The following is a 20445-nucleotide window of genomic DNA, read 5'->3' as shown; positions in this document are numbered from 1 at the left end:
GGCATATGATAAAAAACTGCTACCAACAGGGGGATCTCCCAAAATGAAATTCACCAAACTTCTGACAAGCGCAGCTGTCGCGCTGGGTCTGGCGACCACCGCCATGGCCGACACCACCAAAGTGGGCTTTGTCTACGTTGGCCCAGTGGGCGACGGCGGCTGGACCTACGAGCACAACAAAGGCCGTCTCGCGGTTGAAGAGAAGTTCGGCGACAAAGTGGAAACCACCTTTGTTGAGAACGTGCCCGAAGGTGCCGACGCTGAGCGCGTGATCACCCAGATGGCTCTGCAGGGCGCAGACCTGATCTTCACCACCTCTTTTGGCTACATGGACCCAACCATCAATGTCGCCAAGAAATTCCCGAAGGTGAAGTTTGAGCACGCCACCGGCTACAAACAGGCCGACAACGTGTCCGTTTACTCCGCACGCTTCTACGAAGGCCGCGCGGTACAGGGCCACATCGCAGGCAAGATGACCAAGACCAACAAGATTGGTTACATCGCCTCCTTCCCAATCCCGGAAGTGATCCGCGGCATCAACTCCGCCTACATCCACGCCAAGAAAGTAAACCCGGACGTCGAATTCTCCATCATCTGGGCCTACACATGGTTTGACCCAGCCAAAGAAGCCGACGCAGCCAAAGCGCTGATCGAGCAAGGCGCAGACGTGATCCTGCAGCACACCGACTCCACCGCACCTCAGGCAGCGGCACAGGCAGCAGGCAACGTGATCACCTTTGGTCAGGCCTCTGACATGGGCGAATACGCACCGTTCCCACGTGTGTCCTCCATCATCGATGACTGGGCGCCTTACTACATCGCACGTACCCAGGCTGTCATGGACGGCACCTGGGAGTCTGTCTCCACATGGGACGGCATCGGCGCAGGCATGGTTGGCATCGGTGAAATCTCCGACGCAGTTCCAGCAGACGTGAAAGCCGAAGCACTGGCACTGGTTGATGCACTGGCAGACGGCTCCTACCACGCCTTCACCGGCCCGCTGAACAAGCAGGACGGCACCCCATGGCTCGCAGAAGGCGAAACCGCCGCTGACTATGGTGACGACGGTCTGGCAGGCATGAACTTCTACGTTGAAGGTCTGACTGCCGAGATCCCGAACTAAGCCACGCTTGGTTTTGAAACACAGAAGGCCCGCCAGATTGGCGGGCCTTTTTGTATGGGCAGCCTAGCCAAAGGGCCGCAGGCCCGCCGGGCATCGCCCGACCTCCCCCACGGGAGGGCGATTTTGGCGCCGAAGGCAACGCTATAGTCGACTGTCAGCTTTTAGGGCCGTCAGATATGCTACAAAAAAGATAGTGCATCACTGGTTTTTTTGTGTGGGACTGGAGAAGGTTTTACCGTCAAACTCCACAAGCATCACCCCTCGAAACGACAAAGGTAGCCGTGCTGTAGCCAACGTAGATACGGTGCCGTCTTCGCAAACCCACAGCTTGCGGGCTTCTCCGAACTCACAGTTGGTTGCCGAGCCTTCAGGCACCGCATAGGTAATGATTTGGCGCTCAAGAGCGAAAGTTGAGCCATCTTCCGACACCATTTCAGGAATTGTCGCGCATCCAGTCAAAAGAACGGCCGCAACTCCTGTTCGAAAAAACTGAGGTTTGGGCATATCCTGACACTAACAGGGAAGCAGAGGCGACGACATCAGATATCGGCAGCAAGGTTGCCCGTGCGGTGGTCATTGCCCTTACGCCGAACTTGCCTATCCTAGGTGCCCTGATTGAATGCAAGACCATCCTGTCCCGTTTCAGCCCCCACCAAAACAAAAAAACGGGCGCTCTCACGCCCGGTTCTAACCTCATAGACCTTAGATCACTCAGCGATTGTGCGATCGTAGTCCAGCCGCTCTGCCGCCTGTAGTGTCAGGATTTGGAACAGGCGGGATGCTTCATCATCAGAACCAACCGGCGTTCCGCCGTCACCGCCACCGGAGCCAAACACATAGGTCGGCACATTCCGCTTGGCAAAGGCCTCAGCCCAGAGCTTCTGGATTTCCACTTCGGCATCCAGTTTCTGCGCCAGCGCGTTGTCGGCCTCAAGGATTTTGCTCTTGGCGTAGGCCTCCGCATCCGCGGCAACCTGCACCGCCTCCGCATCAATCCGTGCCTTATCAAGCAGGATCTCAGACTGCTCCTTGGCAATCCGCGCCGCTTCACGTTCCCGCTCCGCAGCCGTGATCGCCAGCTGCTTTTCGGTCTCCGCATCGGTGGTCCGTTCAATCTGAATCACCTTGGCCGCCGCCTGACGCTCCGCCACCTCACGTTCACCACGTGCCACGGCCAGAAGCTTTTGCTCTTCTTCCTGAATGCGCTGCTCACGCGCAATCGCGCGATCCGCTGCTGCCTGCTGGCGCAACGCCATCCGGTCCTTAAATTTCTGGTTCGGGTTCACATCGGTCACACGCGCCGAGGTCACCGAGATCCCAAACTGGGTGAACGACTGCTGCTTGCGACGCGGCTGACCGGTTTCATCCAGCAGCTTCTGCACCACAAACACAGTCTTGGTGTCATCGCCAAACTCTTCCTGATCTTCCCCAAGCGCGGCATTCGCCGATCCCGCCCGGTTCTGACCCGAAGACACCTGTGTCTCAATCCGACGCACAAGATAGATCCCGTCTTCCATCTGGCGCTGGAATTCATTGTTAAATTCCGTCTTGCCACCCTGGAAATAGTCTTCTGCAGACATCAACGCAGCGGTCGCGCCCAGCGTCTCTTCAAAGGCCGGCACCAATTCCGTGCGCAGCAGGTTTTCCGGCGTACGGTACTGACGCGCCAGTCGCAGGAATGCCTCTTCATCAGAGGGCAATTCAAACCGCGAGGTCGCAGACACAAAGGCATCCACCTGATCCAGGAACACCAGCGACTTTGGCGCAAGGTTCGCGCTCATCTGCGCGCTCTCTGCCTCAGCCACAACTTCGCCCCGTCCGGTCGAAGAGGCCTGCACCGACATCGCGTTTTTCCACGCATTGTAGCGGCCAAAGAGATAAAGGTTGTAGCCTGTGTCAGACACCATCTTCTCTTCGCCCAGAATGGTCCGCACGTGGTATTTGAAACCCGGCTCCGCGTAAAAGAACATGCCGCTAAACAGGCTGCCCACCAGCATCAGCAAACCAGTCGCTTTCACAAACCACCCGGCGATGTTCACCGTGCCATCCACATTGGGTTTGTCCGGGAACTCAATAGAACGCCGCAGCACATAGCCTGCAGCAATCACAAAGATCGAAATTATTGGCAAAAATAGCAAATTCTGCTCTCCCTGTTGTTGTTTCACCTGTCTGCCATATAGGCATTCCGGCACCTGCATGCCGTGAAACAGGCGGCTCAACCGCTAAATCCATGTTGTCTTAGAAAGCCTGTCGCCTCGCCTTTGGGTAGTATTTATTGACCCTCAGACGCGCATGTTGCACAAAAGCCACTTTTTGAAATCTGTCCCGCGACGGCCCGCATTTGGCCGCCTGAAACAGCGCTTTTAAGGCGATTGCGTCCACCATTTGACAGCCCTTAGAGGACACAGGCACAATCGCCTGTAATCCGAAAGGAATTTGGTATGCGTCATCTGTTTCTCCCGGTCGCCGGGGCCATTGCCCTGTCCTGCAGCGCCCTCTTCACAGGCCCCGCTCATGCCCAAGACATCGCCGACACGATCTATTCCGGCGGCACCATCCTTACGATGGATGACAGCGCGCCACGGGCGGAGGCGCTGGCCACCAAAAATGGCCGCATCCTCGCTGTCGGCACGCTCGCGGATCTTCTGGCCCATCAGGGCGAGAGCACCCGCACCTATGATCTGGACGGGCGCACCATGTTGCCGGGCTTTGTGGACAGCCACGGCCATGTGGTAATGGGCGGCCTTCAGGCGCTTTCGGCCAATCTGCTGGCCCCACCTGATGGGGACGTGACGGATATCGCCAGCCTGCAAGAGGCCCTGCGCGCTTGGATGGCGGACAATCAGGATGCCATTGCCGCCTCCAACCTGATTGTCGGTTTTGGCTATGACCAGTCCCAGCTCGCAGAACAGCGCCACCCCACCAAGGAGGATCTGGATGCGGTGTCCACCGATGTGCCGATCATCCTTGTGCATCAATCCGGCCATTTCGGCGCGGTGAACACGGCCGCGCTTTTCGCCAATGACATCACCAAACGCACCCCGGTACCGCCCGGCGGCATCATCCGCTACGGCGCGGATGGCGAACCGGATGGTGTGCTGGAAGAGAACGCCTTCTTCATGGTGCTGGGCCAGATGCTCGGCGGAATCGGGGATGAGGGCTTCAAGGCCTTCGCCCGCGCGGGCGCCAAACTCTGGGCAAGCTTTGGCTACACAACCGCGCAGGAAGGCCGCGCCACACCGCAGGTCGCCGCCATCGCCCGCGAAGTTGCTGCCGAGGGCGGCATGGACGTGGATGTGGTGGTCTATCCCGATGTTCTGGTGGATCGGGATTTCATCCTCGCCAATCAATCCGCCACCTACGACAACGGCGTGCGCATCGGCGGCGCCAAACTCACCATCGACGGCTCCCCGCAAGGCTTCACCGCACTGCGCGACCGACCTTACTTTGATCCTGTCGGCAATTATCCTCCGGGCTATGCGGGCTATGCTTCCGCCACCCCCGAACAGGTGCAGGACGCCATCAACTGGGCCTTTGGCAACGACATTCAGATCCTCACCCATGCCAATGGCGAAGGGGCCTCTGATATGCTGATCGCCGCCATCGACGCCGCCGAGGAGACCCACGGCCGGGCAGATCGTCGCCCGGTTCTGATCCATGGCCAGTTCCTGCGCCCCGATCAGGTGGCTGCGCTGGACCGGCTTGATGTCTTCCCCTCGCTCTTCCCAATGCACACGTTTTATTGGGGAGACTGGCACAGGGATCGCACAGTGGGGCCAATCAATGCCGACAACATCTCGCCCACGGGCTGGGTGCGCGAGCGCGGCATGATGTTTGGCACCCACCACGACGCACCGGTGGCCTTTCCCGACAGCATGCGCGTGCTCTCCGCCACCGTGACGCGGCGCACGCGCTCTGGTGACATCCTTGGCCCCCACCAGCGCGTCGACGTGATGACCGCACTCAAGGCCATGACCCTCTGGCCCGCCTATCAGCACTTTGAAGAGGCCGAAAAAGGCTCTCTCGAAGTGGGCAAGATCGCCGATTTTGTGATCCTCTCAGACGACCCTACTGCAGTTGATCCTGAGGCGCTCGACACCCTCAAAGTGGTCGCCACCATCAAGGACGGTAGCGAAATCTACCGGGCCAAAGACGGCCCGCAAAAAACTTTTCTGGTGCCGCCAGTGGGCCACCATGTGCTCGATGTCGCCCACGCTGCCGCGCGCAAAAACTGAGCGCTAACGGGCAGAGTGGCGAAAAACACCGCTCTGTTAAAACACAAAAAATCAAAATTTTTCGCAATTATTATCAATGCCTTAATTCACGTTTGTGCGCATGAGTTGAGTTTTTTCTGATCCGCGCCGCTGTTGCCGTCCGTAGTTTTCACGTCAACATTGGAGAGGATTGAACATGTTTAGACGTACATTTATGGCCACTGTGATCGGCGCATCTTTGGCTATTGCGGGGGCCACTTCGGTATTCGCCGACGGCCACGGCAAGAAAATGGATATTGTCGACACCGCCGTTGACGCGGGCTCCTTCACCACCCTGGTCGCCGCTGTTCAGGCTGCCGGTCTGGTGGACACCCTGAAAGGCGAAGGCCCCTTCACTGTGTTTGCCCCCACCGATGCCGCCTTCGCAGCGCTGCCTGAAGGCACGGTTGAAAACCTGCTGAAGCCTGAGAACAAAGATCAGCTTGTGCAGATCCTGACTTATCACGTGGTGCCAGCCAAAGTGATGGCCGGTGACATCGACGGCAAGAAAGCCAAAGTCCTGACTGTGGAAGGTGAGCGTCTGGACGTGAACGCCCGCAACGGTGTGAAGGTGAATGATGCCAAGGTGACCGCTGCGGACATCACCGCCTCCAACGGCGTGATCCACGTGATCGACAAAGTGCTGATCCCGGGCACCTGATCGGCTGCGTTACATCGCACGCTGCTTGTCTGAGAGGGGATCGCAAACTGATGCGATGCAGGGCAAACGGTGGCGTGAAATACAAAAAAGAGGCGCGGATCGCTCCGCGCCTTTCTCTCGTCTCTAGGCCTTCGGATCAGCCTTTGATCAGGCCGAGGCTTTCCAGCTTCAGAATCACCTGATGTGCACAGTTGTCCACGTCGGCACCTTCGGTTTCCACACGCAGCTCTGGATCGACAGGCACGTCATAGGGGTCGGAAATCCCGGTGAATTCCTTGATCTTGCCTTCACGTGCAAGCTTGTAGAGGCCCTTGCGGTCACGGCGTTCACATTCCTCGATCGAGGTCGCAACGTGCACTTCTACAAAGGCACCAAACTGCTCGATGTCCTCACGCACCGCGCGACGGGTGGTGGCATAAGGCGCAATCGGCGCACAGATCGCGATACCACCGTTCTTGGTGATCTCGGACGCCACATAGCCGATGCGGCGGATGTTGAGGTCACGGTGCTCTTTGGAAAAGCCCAGCTCGGAGCTGAGGTTCTTACGCACGATGTCACCATCCAGAAGCGTCACAGGGCGGCCACCCATTTCCATCAGCTTCACCATCAGCGCGTTGGCGATGGTGGATTTGCCGGAGCCGGAGAAGCCGGTGAAGAACACGGTGAAACCCTGTTGCGCCCGTGGCGGACGGGTCTTGCGCAGCTCCTTCACCACCTCAGGGAAGGAGAACCACTCAGGGATTTCCAGACCTTCGGCCAGACGGCGGCGCAGCTCGGTGCCGGAGATGTTCAGGATGGTGACTTCATCCTTGTCTTTGATCTCATCCATCGGTTCATACTGCGCGCGCTCCTGCACCCACACCATGTGTTTGAAGTCGACCATTTCGATGCCGATTTCTTCTTGGTGCGCACGGAACAGATCCTGCGCATCATAGGGGCCGTAGAAGTCTTCGCCTGCGGAGTTCTTGCCGGGGCCTGCGTGGTCGCGGCCAACGATGAAGTGGGTGCAGCCGTGGTTGGCGCGGATCAGACCATGCCAGACCGCCTCACGTGGGCCCGCCATACGCATCGCCAGGTTCAGCAGGGACATGGAGGTGGTGGAGGCTGGGTATTTGTCCAGCACCGCCTCATAGCAGCGCACGCGGGTGAAGTGATCCACATCGCCCGGCTTGGTCATGCCAACAACAGGATGGATCAGCAGGTTGGCCTGCGCTTCTTTCGCGGCACGGAAGGTCAGCTCCTGGTGCGCACGGTGCAGCGGGTTGCGGGTCTGGAACGCCACAACTTTGCGCCAGCCCATCTTGCGGAAATAAGCGCGCAGCTCGTTTGGCGTGTCGCGACGGCCGCGGAAATCATAGTGCACAGGCTGCTGAATGCCGGTGATCGGGCCGCCGAGGTACACTTTGCCTGCGGTGTTGTGCAGGTAGTTCACTGCCGGGTGCGCATCGTCATCCGCACCAAAAACCTTCTCGGCTTCGCGCGCTTTGTTTGGCACCCAGTTGTCGGTCACGGTCATGGTCGCGAGGATCACGCCCTCTTGGTCGCGCAGCGCGATGTCCTGACCCGCTTCAAGGGAGCCTGCGAACTCTTCGTTCACATCCAGAGTGATCGGCATTGGCCACAGGGAGCCATCCGCCAGACGCATGTCTTCCACAACGCCGTTGTAGTCTTCTTCGGTCAGGAAGCCTTTGAGCGGGTTGAAACCGCCGTTCATCAGCAACTCAAGGTCACAGATCTGACGCGGTGTCAGATCCCAGCTGACCAGATCAGCCGCTTCGACTTTCAGTTTCTGAGCGCTCTCATAGGAGACATAAAGCTCAGGAATAGGAGCCAGGTTGTTTTGCATTGGATGTGTCCTGTGTTTGATGGGGACAAGGCCGCTTGCTGAGCCTGTCAATTCCGCATGGAGTGCGTTGTATTCTGCCAGCTTGCGGGCAAGGAATTGGTCGGTGAGGCGCATCTTCTCCGTCGCCCCACGGGTGGTCAGCGTATAGGCAAAGCGCTGGCGCTTGTCCGGCCCGGCCCTGTCGCTGATCGTGATAAGCCCCGCGTCCGCCGCCGCGCGTAATTGCGCATTCAGCCGACCCAACGAAATGCCCAGCGCCTGCGCCGTCGCCCGCTGAGACGCATCCGGCGCCGCATCCAGCTGGCGCAGGAGTCGGAAGATCAGATCTTCCTCGTCTGGGTTGGGTTTGACTGTGGTGTCGGGCATCTCAACGAGACTCAAAGTATGTTCATGCGTGAACACATTGCACAGCACATTTCAAAAAGAAAGCCCCTACACTCCCTAAACTTGTGAAATTTTAGCGACACAGCAGGTGATCACACAGCTGTGTTCGCCTTTTGCGCGCCCTGCCGACTTAGGCGGCGGCCTCCTGATCCAGAATTTCACGCAGATCACTGCCAATCTGCACAGGCAGCGCCAGCACCGGCTTTGACACCCCGCGCAGCTCCAGAATCTCCAGATCCAGCCGATCCACATCCTGACCAACCGCGCGCAGCACGTTCTCCGACACCAGAAGCTCAACCCCAAGATCCTTGGTGGCCCCCTCAAGACGGCTCGCCGCATTCACCGTGTCGCCAATGATGGTGCGCGGTGCATGCTGCGCAGCACCGATCTCCCCAATCACCAGCGTGCCCAGATGCACCCCCATGCCGATGGCAACCGGCGCAGCTTTTTCAGCCTTCAGGGCCTGATTGAAGGTCGCCAAGGCAGAGCTGATGCCAATCGCCGCCTCCATCGCCGCCCGCGCGCTTGCCGCCTCATCTTCCTGCTCAAACACCGCCAGCAGCCCGTCGCCAAGGTATTTGTCCACTGTGCCACCGGCCCCTATGACCGAGGGCACAATGGCATCAAAGAAGCGGTTCAGCAGAAAGACCACATCATAAGGCAGCTGGCCTGTAGTGCGCGCGGTAAACCCGCGCATGTCCAGAAACAGGATCGCCATATTGCGCTCTTTGCCGAGGCTCTGGTGCGCCCGCACCCGTCCGCCATCGCTGTTAAAGACCCGCAAAACCGTGGCAGGCTGCACCGGCCGCAATTGGCAAGCCAGCCGCGCATTGGGCGGTGCATTCACCGCCGCCAGACTGGCCTCTTCTTCCGGGCTGGGCGGCGGCAGATGCTCTGCGCCTTCCTCAACGATCACGCGGCATGTGGTGCAACGTCCACGCCCGCCACACATCGCCAGATGCGCCACACCCGAGGCGCGCGACATCTCAAGAAGCGTCATGCCGGGCTGTCCCGAAATCTCAGGACCAGAGACATATTTGATCCGCACAGCGCCCCGCCGCGCCAAGAGCCGCCGCGCCGCCATGGCGATGACCACCACAGCCAGCACCGCTGCAAATGCCCAGATCGCGATGGTGCTCCGGTGATGCAGCGTGGCAAAGGCTTCTGCTGACAGCCAGTTGTAGTATTCCGCCAGCGCCGGAAACACATCCGGATCCTGCAGCGCAGCCGATTGCAGCCGCCCCTGCACCATAAAGCCAGCCAGCGCAAAGGCCGGCACCAGCACACCAAAGGCAATAAACGCCGGCAGCACCCGCTCCCAGAAACCCTGCGTGCGCAGCCAGAAATGCACGCCCATACAGCCGTGCGCCCATGTGATCAAAAGCAGCGCCGCCTGCTTCCAGCCGCTGCCGGTGTTCCAGATCAGCCCGACGATATAGCCCATCTCGTCATTGAGCAGGAAAACCTCATGCGCCATCCGCGTGTGCACCACATGGGTGATCAGCAGGAACGGGATCGTCAACCCCAGCGCGACCTGAATCCACTCCCAGATCGGCACCCGCAGCGTCCGCCGCCGCGCCAGACGCCACAACGCCAGCCCGCCGTGCAACAAAAACGCGCCATAAAGCACCACACTGCCCAGAAAGCTGCGGTGCACCAACTCGCGCATGTCCTGAAACGCCTCCGCCAGATCCAGAGAAACCAGCCCCAAGCCGATGTTGAGAAAATGCACCAGCACATAGGCAAACAGGATCAGGCCGGACACAATCCGCACCCGCACCCGCCAGTTGCCTTTCCAAAGAGTATTCATATGCGCCCGTTCAAAAATGTTGCCCTGCCTCAAACTGGCCAACACCCCCACCAGCGTCAAGATCACCCTCTGCGCCCTCGCGCAGATGTGCTGTGCGCGCGATCTTTCCAACACGCTCTGGCCCAGTCGGCTGCATCACACCCCGTTTTCTGATAGACTTGCTAGATCAAGCCCCCAAAAGCCCGCCGTGCTGCGCCCCCACACGCGGCATACTCCGCACTGCTGTTGTTTCTCTGGTATCTCGTTTTTCAGGAGTCCCCCCATGGCCGCACCCGCTTCCCCGCTCAGCGAACTCAACAGGGATCTGGGCGATCTTTACAACGACATCGATTATTTCTCGACGCCCCTCAAAGACGTGCATGATGCGCTCAACGCGCTGGAGCGGATCGAAAAAACTCCAAACCGCATGAAAGACAAAGTCAAAGAGGTCCACTCGGTTCTCTCCAACCTGCAAAAAGCCTGCAAGGCAGCCACTTGGCTGCCGGAGGTTGGCGAAGAGGCCAAATTCGCCGCTGAAACGCTGGGCAGCATCAACACGGTCCTTGGCGAGGTGCAGACCGTTCTGGGCGACATTCAAAAGGATGTCGACAAAGCCACGGAAGCGTTTTTTGAGCTCAAAAAACCTGTCGATGCCTCTTGGGCAGCCATTGCAAATGTCGAAGGCTTTCTGGAACGCGCCGAAACCGTCACGGCAGATCTGCTCAAACATTATGAGGGCTGCGAGACACCCGCTTCCGTCAACCGCTGCGCCGTTGCGCTGGATCAGCCGCTCGCCCCCTTTGTGCGCCCTTTGAACGACGCCAAAGATCAGGCGCAGAACGCCCTCAATGCGGCAGAGCGCGCGGGAGAGGCTGTGGTGAACGCGCTCACGAAGGCGGTGGATTTCAGCGATTTCATCGAAAAGGTCTATGCGGGGCTCAAACCAATCCGCGACGCCATACATGCCATCAGCTCCGCCCTCGCCCAACTCGCCCACTACGGAGAAGCCACAATCAAAAGCTTCCTTGCCCTTGGCGAGAAACTCGGCGGCAAAACCTACCGCAAAATCAAAGGCTTTCTCGATCAAATCGACCGCGAGTTTCACAAGCTCAAAAAGAAGTTCACCGATTGGGCCTTCAAACCGATCCGGGATGCGATGAAAAAAGCGCGGGATATGCTTCAGGATGCGCTTGGCAAACTGCCCGATTTTGACCCGGCCAAGGCAGCCATGGCCGCGGTGCAAGCGCTGCTGGCACAAATTGAACAGGCGATCAACGGCTTGGCCAGCACCTGCGCCGACCTCTTCTCCGGCAAAACCCCCATCGGCAGCGCAGCCTAGGGGCGCTGTCCCTGCCACATCAGGGATTTGGCCACTCTAGGGTCATTGCTGTCGGCTTCATTCTGCCCCAAATACTGCGGGGGGAGCGTGGCGCAGCCACGCTGGGGGCTGGCCCCCTCCAACAATCAAAACAAACGGGGCCGCAGCATGTGCCGCGACCCCGTCAATGGTCCGATGTCAAACAGCTCAGCTGTTTTCGGCCACAAAGCGTTCCGCATCCAGCGCCGCCATACAGCCCATGCCTGCGGATGTGACCGCCTGACGGTAGACGTGATCGGTTAGATCGCCTGCCGCAAACACGCCGGGGATGGAGGTTTTGGAGGTGCCGGGCTCGACCTGCACATAGCCGCCGTTGTGCAGCTCCAGCTGATCTTTCACCAGCTCGCTCGCAGGCGCGTGGCCGATGGCGATGAACACGCCTTTTGCCGGGATCTCGGTGATCTCACCGGTCTCCACATGCTTCACCTTCACGCCGGTCACGCCTTTTGGCATCTCATCGCCCACAACCTCATCGAGCTCGTGGAACCAGAGGGTTTCGATCTTCTCATTCTTGAACAGGCGGTCCTGAAGGATCTTTTCTGCGCGCAGCTCGTCCCGACGGTGGATCAGCGTCACTTTGGAGGCAAAGTTCGTCAGGAACAGCGCTTCCTCAACAGCGGTGTTGCCGCCGCCCACAACCACGATTTCCTGACCGCGATAGAAGAACCCGTCACAGGTCGCACAGGCCGACACGCCAAAGCCTTTGAAGGCCTCTTCGCTCTCAAGGCCCAGCCACTTTGCGCGCGCGCCAGTCGCCAGAATGACCGCATCAGCGGTGTAAAGCGTGCCGCTGTCGCCTTTGGCCTTGAATGGCCGCTCGCTCAGGTCGAGATCGGTGATGATGTCGCCGATGATCTCACAGCCCATGGCGCGGGCGTGCTCTTCCATCTTCTGCATCAGCTCCGGGCCCTGCACCTCCACGAAGGAAGGGTAGTTCTCCACCTCGGTGGTGGTGGTCAGCTGGCCGCCGGGCTCGATACCCTGCACCAGCACAGGCTCCAGCATTGCGCGGCTTGCATAAACACCCGCAGTATACCCCGCAGGCCCCGACCCGATGATCAGAACCTTGGTGTGTTTTGTCTCGGCCATGAAGGCACCTTTCTGCATTGCAAAATCTAAGTCGGTAGCCGATATAGCCATCCCCGCCCCGCAGGGAAAGCCCAAGACCCAAAAGCGGAACACTCTGCTCAACAAACAAGCGTGAGTAGGAAATCCGCAAAAGGATATTGCGCTAACACGAAACAATATTGCGCGCGCGCCCTTTGGTGATATAACAACCGCGAATTTGACCAATGAGACAGAGACATGCCCGGACACCGGCTTGATCCGATTGATCGCAAAATCCTCGCAGAGCTTCAGGCCGACGGCCGCATGACCAATGTCGAACTCGCCAAACGAGTCGGCATCTCTGCCCCGCCCTGTCTGCGCCGCGTGCGCACGCTGGAGGACGCCGGCTATATCCGTGGCTACCACGCAGATGTGGACAGCCGCGAACTTGGCTTTGAGGTGCAGGTCTTTGCCATGGTTGGGCTTGTGTCTCAGGCCGAAGTGGATCTCTCCGCCTTTGAAGAGCGCTGCCGCCAGTGGCCGCTTGTGCGCGAATGCCACATGCTCAATGGCGAGGTGGATTTCATCCTGAAATGCGTGGCGCCTGATCTCAGCACCTTTCAGACCTTCCTCACCGAAGAGCTGACCAGCGCTGACAATGTGGCCAGTGTGAAAACCTCACTGGTGATCCGCGGTGCCAAAGACGCCCCCGGTGTGCCGTTTGAGGTGCTCGAAGAACGCCTCAGCCGCGACGCCTGAGCCCATACCCAATCTTTGAGACCATATGGACGCGCTCTCGGCGCGTCATGACTGCTGTGCAAACCATCCCTGTATCATCTCAAGCAATGCGGAAAAGGCCGGAGACAGCGCAGACACAGGCCGATAGGCCGCCGAGGCGCGCCACACAGGCTGCAACGCGCTTTGCGAAAGCACCCGCAACCGCCCATCCTCCACATAAGGCCGCAGCAAATGTCGCGGCGCGCAGGTCAGCATATTCCCGTTTTGCACCACATCCATAATCATGTCGTATTGATCCGTGGTCAGCGTGGTGCGCAGCGGCTCCTCTGACGCCCCGCCCATGGCCGCAATCTGCGCCTGCAGGTCACTCGGAATTTCCGGAAGACTGAGCGGATAGGCCGCGATATCCTTGAGCGAAAGCGCCTGCGCACCCTGCAACGGATGCGCGGGTCGCGACGCGATCTGCATCGGGTCTTCAAACAGCGGCTGCAGCATCACATCCGGGCCACAGGCCTCCGCATTCAGCGCCCCAATCCCAAGATCCAGACGCCCCGCCGCCACATCCTTGGTGATCTGATCCGCCGAACTGGTCTGAAGGGTCAGTTGAAAATCAGGATAGGCGCGGCAAAACGCAGGCACCACCTGGCGCATCACCCCGTGGATCACCACCGGCCCCGCCGCCACCCTCAGCGAGCCGCGCTCCCCTCCGGCCAGCAGGCCCAGCTCATCCTCCAGACGGTTGAGACGAGACAGGATGTCCGGCGCTGTCTTCAGGACATGATGCCCAAAGACCGTCGGCTCCGCCCCCTTCTTGGAGCGCAGAAACAGGCGCACCCCCAGCCGCTCCTCAAGCGTGTTGATGCTTGCCGTCAACGCAGGCTGGCTCAGATTCAGATGCTGCGCCGCCTGATTGAAGGTGCCCAGCTCGGCAATGGTCAGAATCTGTTGCAAATGGCGCGGGGTCAGCATCACGGCTCCTTGTTATAGGTTACGTCTATAACATCTGCAGATTAATTCCATTATTCCTTTAATGTGCCACAGTCTATTTTCTCCCCAGTTTTTGAGGAGCCCCCATGACCTTCAGCACCAAAGCCCCGCCCCTGGCCGGTTTGTTCCTGTGCTGTCTCGCACTGGCCAGCCCCGGCGCCGCCTCTGCACACGCAGCTGAATCCCACACCAAAACCGCCAATGCTGCCGAGCAGACGCAGCTGGATTTTAGCAACCAACAGGATTTCGAGGACGCCCTGCGCGGCTTTATTGCCACCATCGACCCTGCTATAATCACCAATGAAAACGGCGATGTGGTCTGGGACATGGAGCGCTATGACTTCCTGTCAGGCCCCGCGCCTGACACGGCCAACCCCAGCCTGTGGCGACAAAGCCAGCTCAACGCCCTGCACGGGCTGTTTAAAGTCACCGACCGGATCTATCAGGTGCGCGGCTTTGATCTCGCCAATATGACCCTGATTGAGGGCGATACCGGCTGGATTGTCATCGACCCGCTCACCACCAATGAAACCGCCCGCGCCGCGCTCGCACTGGCCAACCGTGAGTTGGGGGAGCGCCCGGTGAAGGCGATCATCTACACCCACAGCCACGCGGACCATTTTGGCGGTGCCCGTGGCATCATCAGCGAAGAAGAACAGGCCGCCGGCGACATCCGCATCATCGCGCCCGAAGGCTTCATGGAACATACGATTTCCGAAAATGTTCTGGTCGGCAACACCATGGCGCGCCGCTCTGCCTATCACTTTGGCAATGTGGTGCCCGCCGGACCGGAAGGCCAGATCGGCTCTGGCCTCGGCCAAAGCACCGCCACCGGCGTTGTCTCACTTGTTGCGCCCAATGAAACCGTGTCCGAAACCGGCGCCATGCTGACTGTGGACGGGATCGACATCGAATTTCAGATGGCCCACGGCGCTGAGGCCCCCTCTGAGTTCATGTTCTATTTCCCGCAGTTCAAAACGCTCTGCCTCGCGGAAACTGTGAACCACACGCTGCACAACACCTACACCCTGCGCGGCGCGCGCGTGCGGGATGTGCTGGCCTGGACCCACTATATCAACGAATCCCTGCAGATGTTCGGCGACCGCGCCGAGATCGCCTTTGGCAGCCACCACTGGCCCAGCTGGGGGCAAGAGCGGATCAACACCCATCTGATCACCCAGCGCGACGCCTACCGCTTTATCCATGATGAAACCCTGCGCCTGGCCAACCACGGCCACGGCCCGCGCGAGATCGCAAACCTGATCGAAATGCCGGAACCCCTCGCACAGGTCTTTGCCAACCGCGGCTACTACGGCAGCGTCAAACACAATGCGCAGGCGGTCTACAATTTCTATCTCGGTTGGTTCAACGGCAACCCCGCCCTGCTTGATCGCCTGACCCCGGTGGACAGCAGCACCCGCTATGTCGCGGTGATGGGCGGGGCTGATGCGGTTCTGCAAAAAGCGTAACGCGCCTTTGAAGACGGCGAATACCGCTGGGTCGCGGAGCTGGTGAACCACGTGGTCTATGCCGATCCAGACAATGAACAGGCCCGCACCCTGCAGGCCGCCGCCCTGCGGCAGATGGGCTATCAGGCCGAAAGCGGCAGCTGGCGCAATTTCTACCTCAGCGCAGCGCAAGAGCTGGAAACCGGCGTCCGCCCTGTGCCAGCCCCGCTGCCCGGTCCGGACACGGTGAAAGGCATGTCCCTTGATCTGTTCTTTGATTTTCTCGGGGTGAAGCTCAACCCGGAGCTGGCAAAAGATGCGGAAATCATCATCAACTTCGACTTCCCCGATCAGAACGCGCAATACATGATCGAGCTGAAAAACGGCGTGCTCAACAACACCCGTGATGTGCAATCAGACGATGCGCATGTGTCTCTGATCATGGACCGCAGCGCGCTGGACAAGCTCATCCTGCAGGAGGCGGGCTTCATGTGGCTGGCCACCACCGGCGAGATCAAGTTCACCGGCAATCCACTGGCTTTCCGCAAGCTGATGGGGATGATGGACGACTTTGACCCATGGTTTAACATCGTCACGCCATGAATTCAGACCGGACGCCGCGGCGGCATGGCCCGCTCCGGCGTCCGGCTCACACCAGAGCCAGATACTGATATTGACGCACGCGGTTGTGCCCCGCGTCCTGAGCCGCACTCAGCCCCTGATCCGCGCGCCGCATCGCTGAATCGATGTCCTCATCACCTTCGCGATACTCCACGCCAATCGACACCGTGCAGGACACGCTGCCCTGATCCGCTGGCAAAGCCTCCTGCTCCACCGCGCTGCGAATGCCCTCGGCAAAGTCCAAGGGCGCGCGCCCCAGATCATCAGGCAGAAAAACCGCAAATTGCGCGCTGCCCACCCGCGCCGCATAGCCACCTGCCGCCGTCTGCACCTTCAGAACCTGCGCCACCATGGCAATCACCTGATCTCCGATCTTATGGCCATGGTTCTGGTTAATGGCTTTGAAACCATCGATATCCACCAGCAGGATCGCCCCGCGCCCAAGGGCGGTATCGGAAGCAAAGAGATCAAAGAACGCAGCCCTGTTCAGCAGGCCCGACAGGCTGTCATGCGCCAAAATCCGTTCGAGTTCACGATTGAGCTCATAGACACGCAAGGTTTTCTTCGTGGCCCAATTGACGGCCAATGGCGCAACAATCAGCGGAACAGTCACAGAGGGCAAAAGCGCCTGAGGCGACAGGCCGGTGGGCGACAGCACAGAGGTCAGCACTAATGAGCCTATCAGGGATGCCACTGTCACCACAAAACCCAAAACCCATCGATCGCGATTATTCCTAATATTCACGCGCCAGAAACCCTTACTCATTCCCTGTCCCTTTATGCGCCAAACACGGGCGAAGCCAAATAGGTTGCTACCCCCTCCATTTGCATGACCAAACGTAAAGAAAATCATTCCGCCAGTATGACAGCGGCCTCCGCCTGCAAAATCTCCGCCAAAACCGCGGCGCCGCGTGTGGGTTCTGCCCGCATCGGCTCCATCAGGGCAATTTCGCGGTGCGCCTCCGGGTGATCGAGCCTGCGCAGCCCCACATTTGTGCCCCGCTGCACCTCTGTCGCCGCATAGACACTGGGCAACACCGCCACCCCCGCGCCGCTCGCCGCCATCAGCCGGATCGCATCCAGACTGGTGCCCTCATATTCATCCGACACCCGCCCGCCCGCGCGCAGGGCCAACCCTTCCACAATATGTGAGAGCCTGTGTTTGCGCCCCAGGGTCAGCAGGGTTTCATTCTCCAACACCTCAAGCGCCAGCGCCGCCCCTTCTGCCTGCGGATGATCGAGCGCAAAGGCCGCCCAGAGCGCCTCAGTAAAGAGGGGCATGGCCCGCGCGCCCATATGGTCTTCAGGGGTGGAGATGATCATATCAAGCCGCCCGCTGCGCAGCCCTTCTTCCAGATCATGGGTGCTTTCTTCCCGGATCACGAGTCGCAGGTCCGGATGTTCCGCATGCAGACGACGCACCACGCCGGGCAGCAGATACGGCCCGATTGACGGCAACACGCCCAGACGCAGCCGCCCCTGAAAAATCCCGCCCCCGCGCGCCACTGCGCGCAAATCCTCCATCTCATGCAGGATCATCCGCGCGCGGCGCACCACCTCTTCACCCACGGGAGTGGGTTTCGCCCCGCCGCGCCCGCGCAGAAACAAGGTGGTGCCCAAATCCGCCTCCACCTCGGCCAACTGCGCAGAGAGGCTCGGCTGGCTCACATTCAACCGATCCGCCGCCACACCAATCCGCCCGGTCTCAGCCACCGCCACGATATATTCCAACTGCCGCAATGTCGGGCGCATTTCATAGCCTCAAACTATACAAATCGAAGAAACCTTATATTTGAACAAATGTTTCACACAAGAGATATCAGGTCAAATGCAATGCCTCCCGCTGCCTGATCTCTTTGGCGGCATGAACAAGGACCGCTCTATGGATCACCGACGACCCGACCCGCACTGATCCTCTGATCACTGGCACCTCCCCCTGAAAATTCAAGAAAGTCTCGCTTATGGACCTCTCCCTCGCTGCTTTGGCGGGCAACTTGCTTGCGCCCACAATTCTGTTTTTCCTCCTCGGCCTGATCGCTGCTTTTGCCAAAAGTGACCTCTCCATCCCAGAGGGCGCTGCCAAGATCATGTCGATCTATTTGCTGCTCTCCATCGGCTTCAAAGGCGGGGCGGCGGTGGCGGTCAGCGGGATCAGCAATGCGCTGATCCTTTCGCTGGTCGCCGGGATCGTGCTCTCCTTTGTGCTGCCCTTTGTCGCCTTTGGCCTGCTCTCGATCATGACCCGTCTTGACCCGCTCAACGCCGCTGCGGTGGCGGGTCATTATGGCTCGATCTCCATTGTCACCTTTGTGACCGCCGTGAGCCTGCTCGAAGGGCGCGGCATTGACAGCGAAGGCTTCATGGTTGCCGTCGCCGCCGTGATGGAAGTACCCGCCATCATGTCCGCCCTCTGGCTTGCAGCGCGCAAAGGCGGCGGTGCGAAATTTGACAGCAAACTGGCCCACCACATCCTAGGCAATGGCTCGATTGTGCTGCTGCTTGGCGCCTTTGCCATCGGCGTCACCACCGGTCAGGAAGGCCTTGCACAGATGGAACCCTTCATCATCGTGCCCTTCACCGGCGTGCTTGCCCTGTTCCTGCTGGACATGGGCCTGTCCGCCGGCCGCAGTCTGATTGAACACCGCAAAGAAATCTCCGGCGGGGTGCTGATCTTTGGCTGTGTGATGCCGCTGATCGGGTCCCTCTTTGGCTGGGGCGCGGGGGCGCTTGTGGGCCTGTCGATGGGCGGCACCTTCCTGTTGATGGTGCTCTGCGCCTCTGCTTCCTACATCGCTGTGCCCGCTGCCATGCGCCTCGCGCTGCCGCAGGCCAAATCCGGCATTTACCTGTCTCTGGCACTCGGGGTGACCTTCCCCTTCAACCTGACATTCGGCCTGCCGATTTACTTCTATCTGGCAAGCCTCACCGGCTGAGACACGGGCTCTATCGTGTGGCGGGAGCCCCCAGGCTCTCGCCCTGCTCTGCCTGCCGGTAGGCGCGCGGCGACATGCCGGACCAGCGCTTGAACGCGCGCGAAAAGGCGCTCTGCTCGGAAAATCCGGTGAGAAAGGCAATCTCGATCAGCGAATAAGACGAGCCCAGCACCAGTTGTTTGGACAATTGATGCCGCGCTTCATCCACCAGCGCCTGAAAGGTCTGCCCCCGCTCAGACAGCCGCCGCTGAAAGGTGCGCTCCCCCAGCCCCATGATCCCGGCCACCTCGGCCAGCTGAGGCACACCACCGCTGAGCAGCTTGGTGATCTCCTCCACTACCAATGCATCAAACGGGCGCGCCTTGCTGTCTTCCTCTTCCAGCGCCTGATCCAGGTGCGCTGTCAGATATTGCCAGATCGCCGCATCCCCCACCGCGCAGGGTTGCTCAACCTCGGCCATGTCAAAATGGATCGCATCTCGCGTTGCATCAAACTCGGGCATCACGCCAAAATGATCCAGCAAAGCCGCCTTGCTGCCCTCGCGCGTGTGGCTGAACTCTACTTTTGTCGGGGTCAGCGCTGTCTGCGTCGCCTCCCGGCACAGCACCAATGTGGTCGCCATTGCCGCCTCATTGGACAGCGCACTGCCCAGCCGCGCCACCGCCGGTCCCTTCATCGACCAGACATAGGCGCCCCCTTCAGGTTCCGCCGCAAACTCCGACACCCGGTTGTGCAGCCGCACATATTGCTGAAGCCGCTGCAATCCCTGCCGCACAGTCGGCGCAGATTTGAACGCAAGCCCGAACACGCCGAATTCATCGCACCGCATGCTCTGGCTCGTGCGCATATGAAACTGCAGGTCGGGCCATTCGCTCTGCGCAATCGCTTCAATCAGGCTCAGATAGGCCGCAATCGGCACCATCACCGCAGGATCCTGCACCTGCTCCGGAGTCAATTCGATGATCTTATACAGCGGTGCCTTGTCGGGCAGCTTCACAGCCTGCTCGATCTGCTTGCGCGCATACATCGCTGACACTGCCGTCACGCGCCTGCCCCCTTGTTCACCCATAATTTGCATCGATCACGCGCGCCGCCCATCGATCACGCTTTCGTGATCGACACTTTGACCTTTGGCATCTGCTGTCAAGTCTTTGGCACGTGGCGTCAATATTTGGCGGCTGCCCTGCGGTATCTCTGAGCACATCAGACACACACCGCCCAAGCACTCCTCCACGCA

General features: G+C 59.7%; 16 protein-coding genes and 1 pseudogene. 8 read left to right on the top strand and 9 right to left on the bottom strand.

Going from position 1 to position 20445, the window contains the following annotated elements:
- Nucleotides 1-43: 43 nt before the first annotated feature.
- A complete protein-coding gene (locus J7399_RS10305) occupies nucleotides 44-1123 on the top strand; it encodes a BMP family ABC transporter substrate-binding protein (protein WP_209059661.1) in 1080 nt (359 codons plus the stop codon).
- A 198-nt stretch (nucleotides 1124-1321) separates the two neighbouring features.
- Here J7399_RS10305 and J7399_RS10300 read toward each other — a convergent pair whose 3' ends face one another.
- Both J7399_RS10300 and J7399_RS10295 read right to left on the bottom strand, forming a co-directional pair.
- Nucleotides 1322-1627, bottom strand: a complete 306-nt coding sequence (locus J7399_RS10300) for a hypothetical protein (protein WP_209077206.1) — start codon at nucleotides 1625-1627, stop codon at nucleotides 1322-1324.
- A 203-nt stretch (nucleotides 1628-1830) separates the two neighbouring features.
- Nucleotides 1831-3261: an SPFH domain-containing protein gene (locus J7399_RS10295; RefSeq protein WP_209077204.1), complete on the bottom strand. Its 1431-nt coding sequence runs from the start codon at nucleotides 3259-3261 to the stop codon at nucleotides 1831-1833.
- A 303-nt stretch (nucleotides 3262-3564) separates the two neighbouring features.
- Here J7399_RS10295 and J7399_RS10290 point away from each other — a divergent pair, with 303 nt between their 5' ends.
- Nucleotides 3565-5358, top strand: coding sequence for an amidohydrolase (locus tag J7399_RS10290; protein ID WP_209085820.1), 1794 nt, complete (start codon nucleotides 3565-3567; stop codon nucleotides 5356-5358).
- Nucleotides 5359-5533: 175 nt separating this feature from the next.
- On the top strand, nucleotides 5534-6037 hold the full coding sequence (locus J7399_RS10285; protein ID WP_209059652.1) for a fasciclin domain-containing protein: 504 nt from the start codon (nucleotides 5534-5536) through the stop codon (nucleotides 6035-6037).
- 136 nt (nucleotides 6038-6173) lie between these two features.
- Here J7399_RS10285 and J7399_RS10280 read toward each other — a convergent pair whose 3' ends face one another.
- Both J7399_RS10280 and J7399_RS10275 read right to left on the bottom strand, forming a co-directional pair.
- Nucleotides 6174-8249 (bottom strand): bifunctional sulfate adenylyltransferase/adenylylsulfate kinase, encoded by a 2076-nt coding sequence (locus J7399_RS10280; RefSeq protein ID WP_209085818.1) that lies wholly within the window; start codon nucleotides 8247-8249, stop codon nucleotides 6174-6176.
- A gap of 148 nt (nucleotides 8250-8397) precedes the next feature.
- Nucleotides 8398-10077: an adenylate/guanylate cyclase domain-containing protein gene (locus J7399_RS10275; protein ID WP_209085816.1), complete on the bottom strand. Its 1680-nt coding sequence runs from the start codon at nucleotides 10075-10077 to the stop codon at nucleotides 8398-8400.
- Between the two features lie 262 nt (nucleotides 10078-10339).
- Between J7399_RS10275 and J7399_RS10270 the strand changes: the two genes are divergently transcribed.
- Nucleotides 10340-11395, top strand: a complete 1056-nt coding sequence (locus tag J7399_RS10270) for a hypothetical protein (RefSeq protein WP_209085814.1) — start codon at nucleotides 10340-10342, stop codon at nucleotides 11393-11395.
- A gap of 186 nt (nucleotides 11396-11581) precedes the next feature.
- Here J7399_RS10270 and trxB read toward each other — a convergent pair whose 3' ends face one another.
- Nucleotides 11582-12523 (bottom strand): thioredoxin-disulfide reductase, encoded by a 942-nt coding sequence (gene trxB / locus J7399_RS10265; RefSeq protein WP_209059644.1) that lies wholly within the window; start codon nucleotides 12521-12523, stop codon nucleotides 11582-11584.
- A 216-nt stretch (nucleotides 12524-12739) separates the two neighbouring features.
- Here trxB and J7399_RS10260 point away from each other — a divergent pair, with 216 nt between their 5' ends.
- Entirely contained in the window at nucleotides 12740-13240 is a 501-nt protein-coding gene (locus tag J7399_RS10260; RefSeq protein WP_209059642.1) for an Lrp/AsnC family transcriptional regulator, read from the top strand.
- Nucleotides 13241-13285: 45 nt separating this feature from the next.
- Here the strand turns inward: J7399_RS10260 and J7399_RS10255 are convergent, their stop codons facing one another.
- Entirely contained in the window at nucleotides 13286-14188 is a 903-nt protein-coding gene (locus tag J7399_RS10255; RefSeq protein WP_209085812.1) for a LysR family transcriptional regulator, read from the bottom strand.
- 104 nt (nucleotides 14189-14292) lie between these two features.
- Here J7399_RS10255 and J7399_RS10250 point away from each other — a divergent pair.
- Nucleotides 14293-15849: pseudogene (locus J7399_RS10250) on the top strand (alkyl sulfatase dimerization domain-containing protein); the annotation flags it as partial.
- A gap of 21 nt (nucleotides 15850-15870) precedes the next feature.
- Entirely contained in the window at nucleotides 15871-16257 is a 387-nt protein-coding gene (locus J7399_RS20950; RefSeq protein WP_348539455.1) for an alkyl sulfatase C-terminal domain-containing protein, read from the top strand.
- 46 nt (nucleotides 16258-16303) lie between these two features.
- Here the strand turns inward: J7399_RS20950 and J7399_RS10240 are convergent, their stop codons facing one another.
- Nucleotides 16304-16969, bottom strand: a complete 666-nt coding sequence (locus J7399_RS10240; RefSeq protein WP_209085804.1) for a GGDEF domain-containing protein — start codon at nucleotides 16967-16969, stop codon at nucleotides 16304-16306.
- 155 nt (nucleotides 16970-17124) lie between these two features.
- Nucleotides 17125-18027, bottom strand: a complete 903-nt coding sequence (locus J7399_RS10235; RefSeq protein WP_209085803.1) for a hydrogen peroxide-inducible genes activator — start codon at nucleotides 18025-18027, stop codon at nucleotides 17125-17127.
- A 209-nt stretch (nucleotides 18028-18236) separates the two neighbouring features.
- Here J7399_RS10235 and J7399_RS10230 point away from each other — a divergent pair, with 209 nt between their 5' ends.
- Entirely contained in the window at nucleotides 18237-19208 is a 972-nt protein-coding gene (locus J7399_RS10230; RefSeq protein ID WP_209077183.1) for a sodium-dependent bicarbonate transport family permease, read from the top strand.
- Between the two features lie 10 nt (nucleotides 19209-19218).
- Here the strand turns inward: J7399_RS10230 and J7399_RS10225 are convergent, their stop codons facing one another.
- On the bottom strand, nucleotides 19219-20253 hold the full coding sequence (locus tag J7399_RS10225) for an AraC family transcriptional regulator (protein WP_209085802.1): 1035 nt from the start codon (nucleotides 20251-20253) through the stop codon (nucleotides 19219-19221).
- Between the last annotated feature and the right edge of the window lie 192 nt (nucleotides 20254-20445).

It is taken from the genome of Shimia sp. R9_1, assembly GCF_017743775.1.
Lineage (GTDB): Bacteria > Pseudomonadota > Alphaproteobacteria > Rhodobacterales > Rhodobacteraceae > Shimia.
This window is presented reverse-complemented; position numbering and strand designations above follow the sequence as displayed.

Excerpts from the sequence above, each read along its gene's own strand:
- J7399_RS10305 (WP_209059661.1), top strand. The coding sequence starts at position 44 with ATGAAATTCACCAAACTTCTGACAAGCGCAGCTGTCGCGCTGGGTCTG.
- J7399_RS10300 (WP_209077206.1), bottom strand. The coding sequence starts at position 1,627 with ATGCCCAAACCTCAGTTTTTTCGAACAGGAGTTGCGGCCGTTCTTTTG.
- J7399_RS10290 (WP_209085820.1), top strand. The coding sequence starts at position 3,565 with ATGCGTCATCTGTTTCTCCCGGTCGCCGGGGCCATTGCCCTGTCCTGC.
- J7399_RS10285 (WP_209059652.1), top strand. The coding sequence starts at position 5,534 with ATGTTTAGACGTACATTTATGGCCACTGTGATCGGCGCATCTTTGGCT.
- J7399_RS10280 (WP_209085818.1), bottom strand. The coding sequence starts at position 8,249 with ATGCCCGACACCACAGTCAAACCCAACCCAGACGAGGAAGATCTGATC.
- J7399_RS10275 (WP_209085816.1), bottom strand. The coding sequence starts at position 10,077 with ATGAATACTCTTTGGAAAGGCAACTGGCGGGTGCGGGTGCGGATTGTG.
- J7399_RS10270 (WP_209085814.1), top strand. The coding sequence starts at position 10,340 with ATGGCCGCACCCGCTTCCCCGCTCAGCGAACTCAACAGGGATCTGGGC.
- trxB (WP_209059644.1), bottom strand. The coding sequence starts at position 12,523 with ATGGCCGAGACAAAACACACCAAGGTTCTGATCATCGGGTCGGGGCCT.
- J7399_RS10260 (WP_209059642.1), top strand. The coding sequence starts at position 12,740 with ATGCCCGGACACCGGCTTGATCCGATTGATCGCAAAATCCTCGCAGAG.
- J7399_RS10255 (WP_209085812.1), bottom strand. The coding sequence starts at position 14,188 with ATGCTGACCCCGCGCCATTTGCAACAGATTCTGACCATTGCCGAGCTG.
- J7399_RS10235 (WP_209085803.1), bottom strand. The coding sequence starts at position 18,027 with ATGCGCCCGACATTGCGGCAGTTGGAATATATCGTGGCGGTGGCTGAG.
- J7399_RS10230 (WP_209077183.1), top strand. The coding sequence starts at position 18,237 with ATGGACCTCTCCCTCGCTGCTTTGGCGGGCAACTTGCTTGCGCCCACA.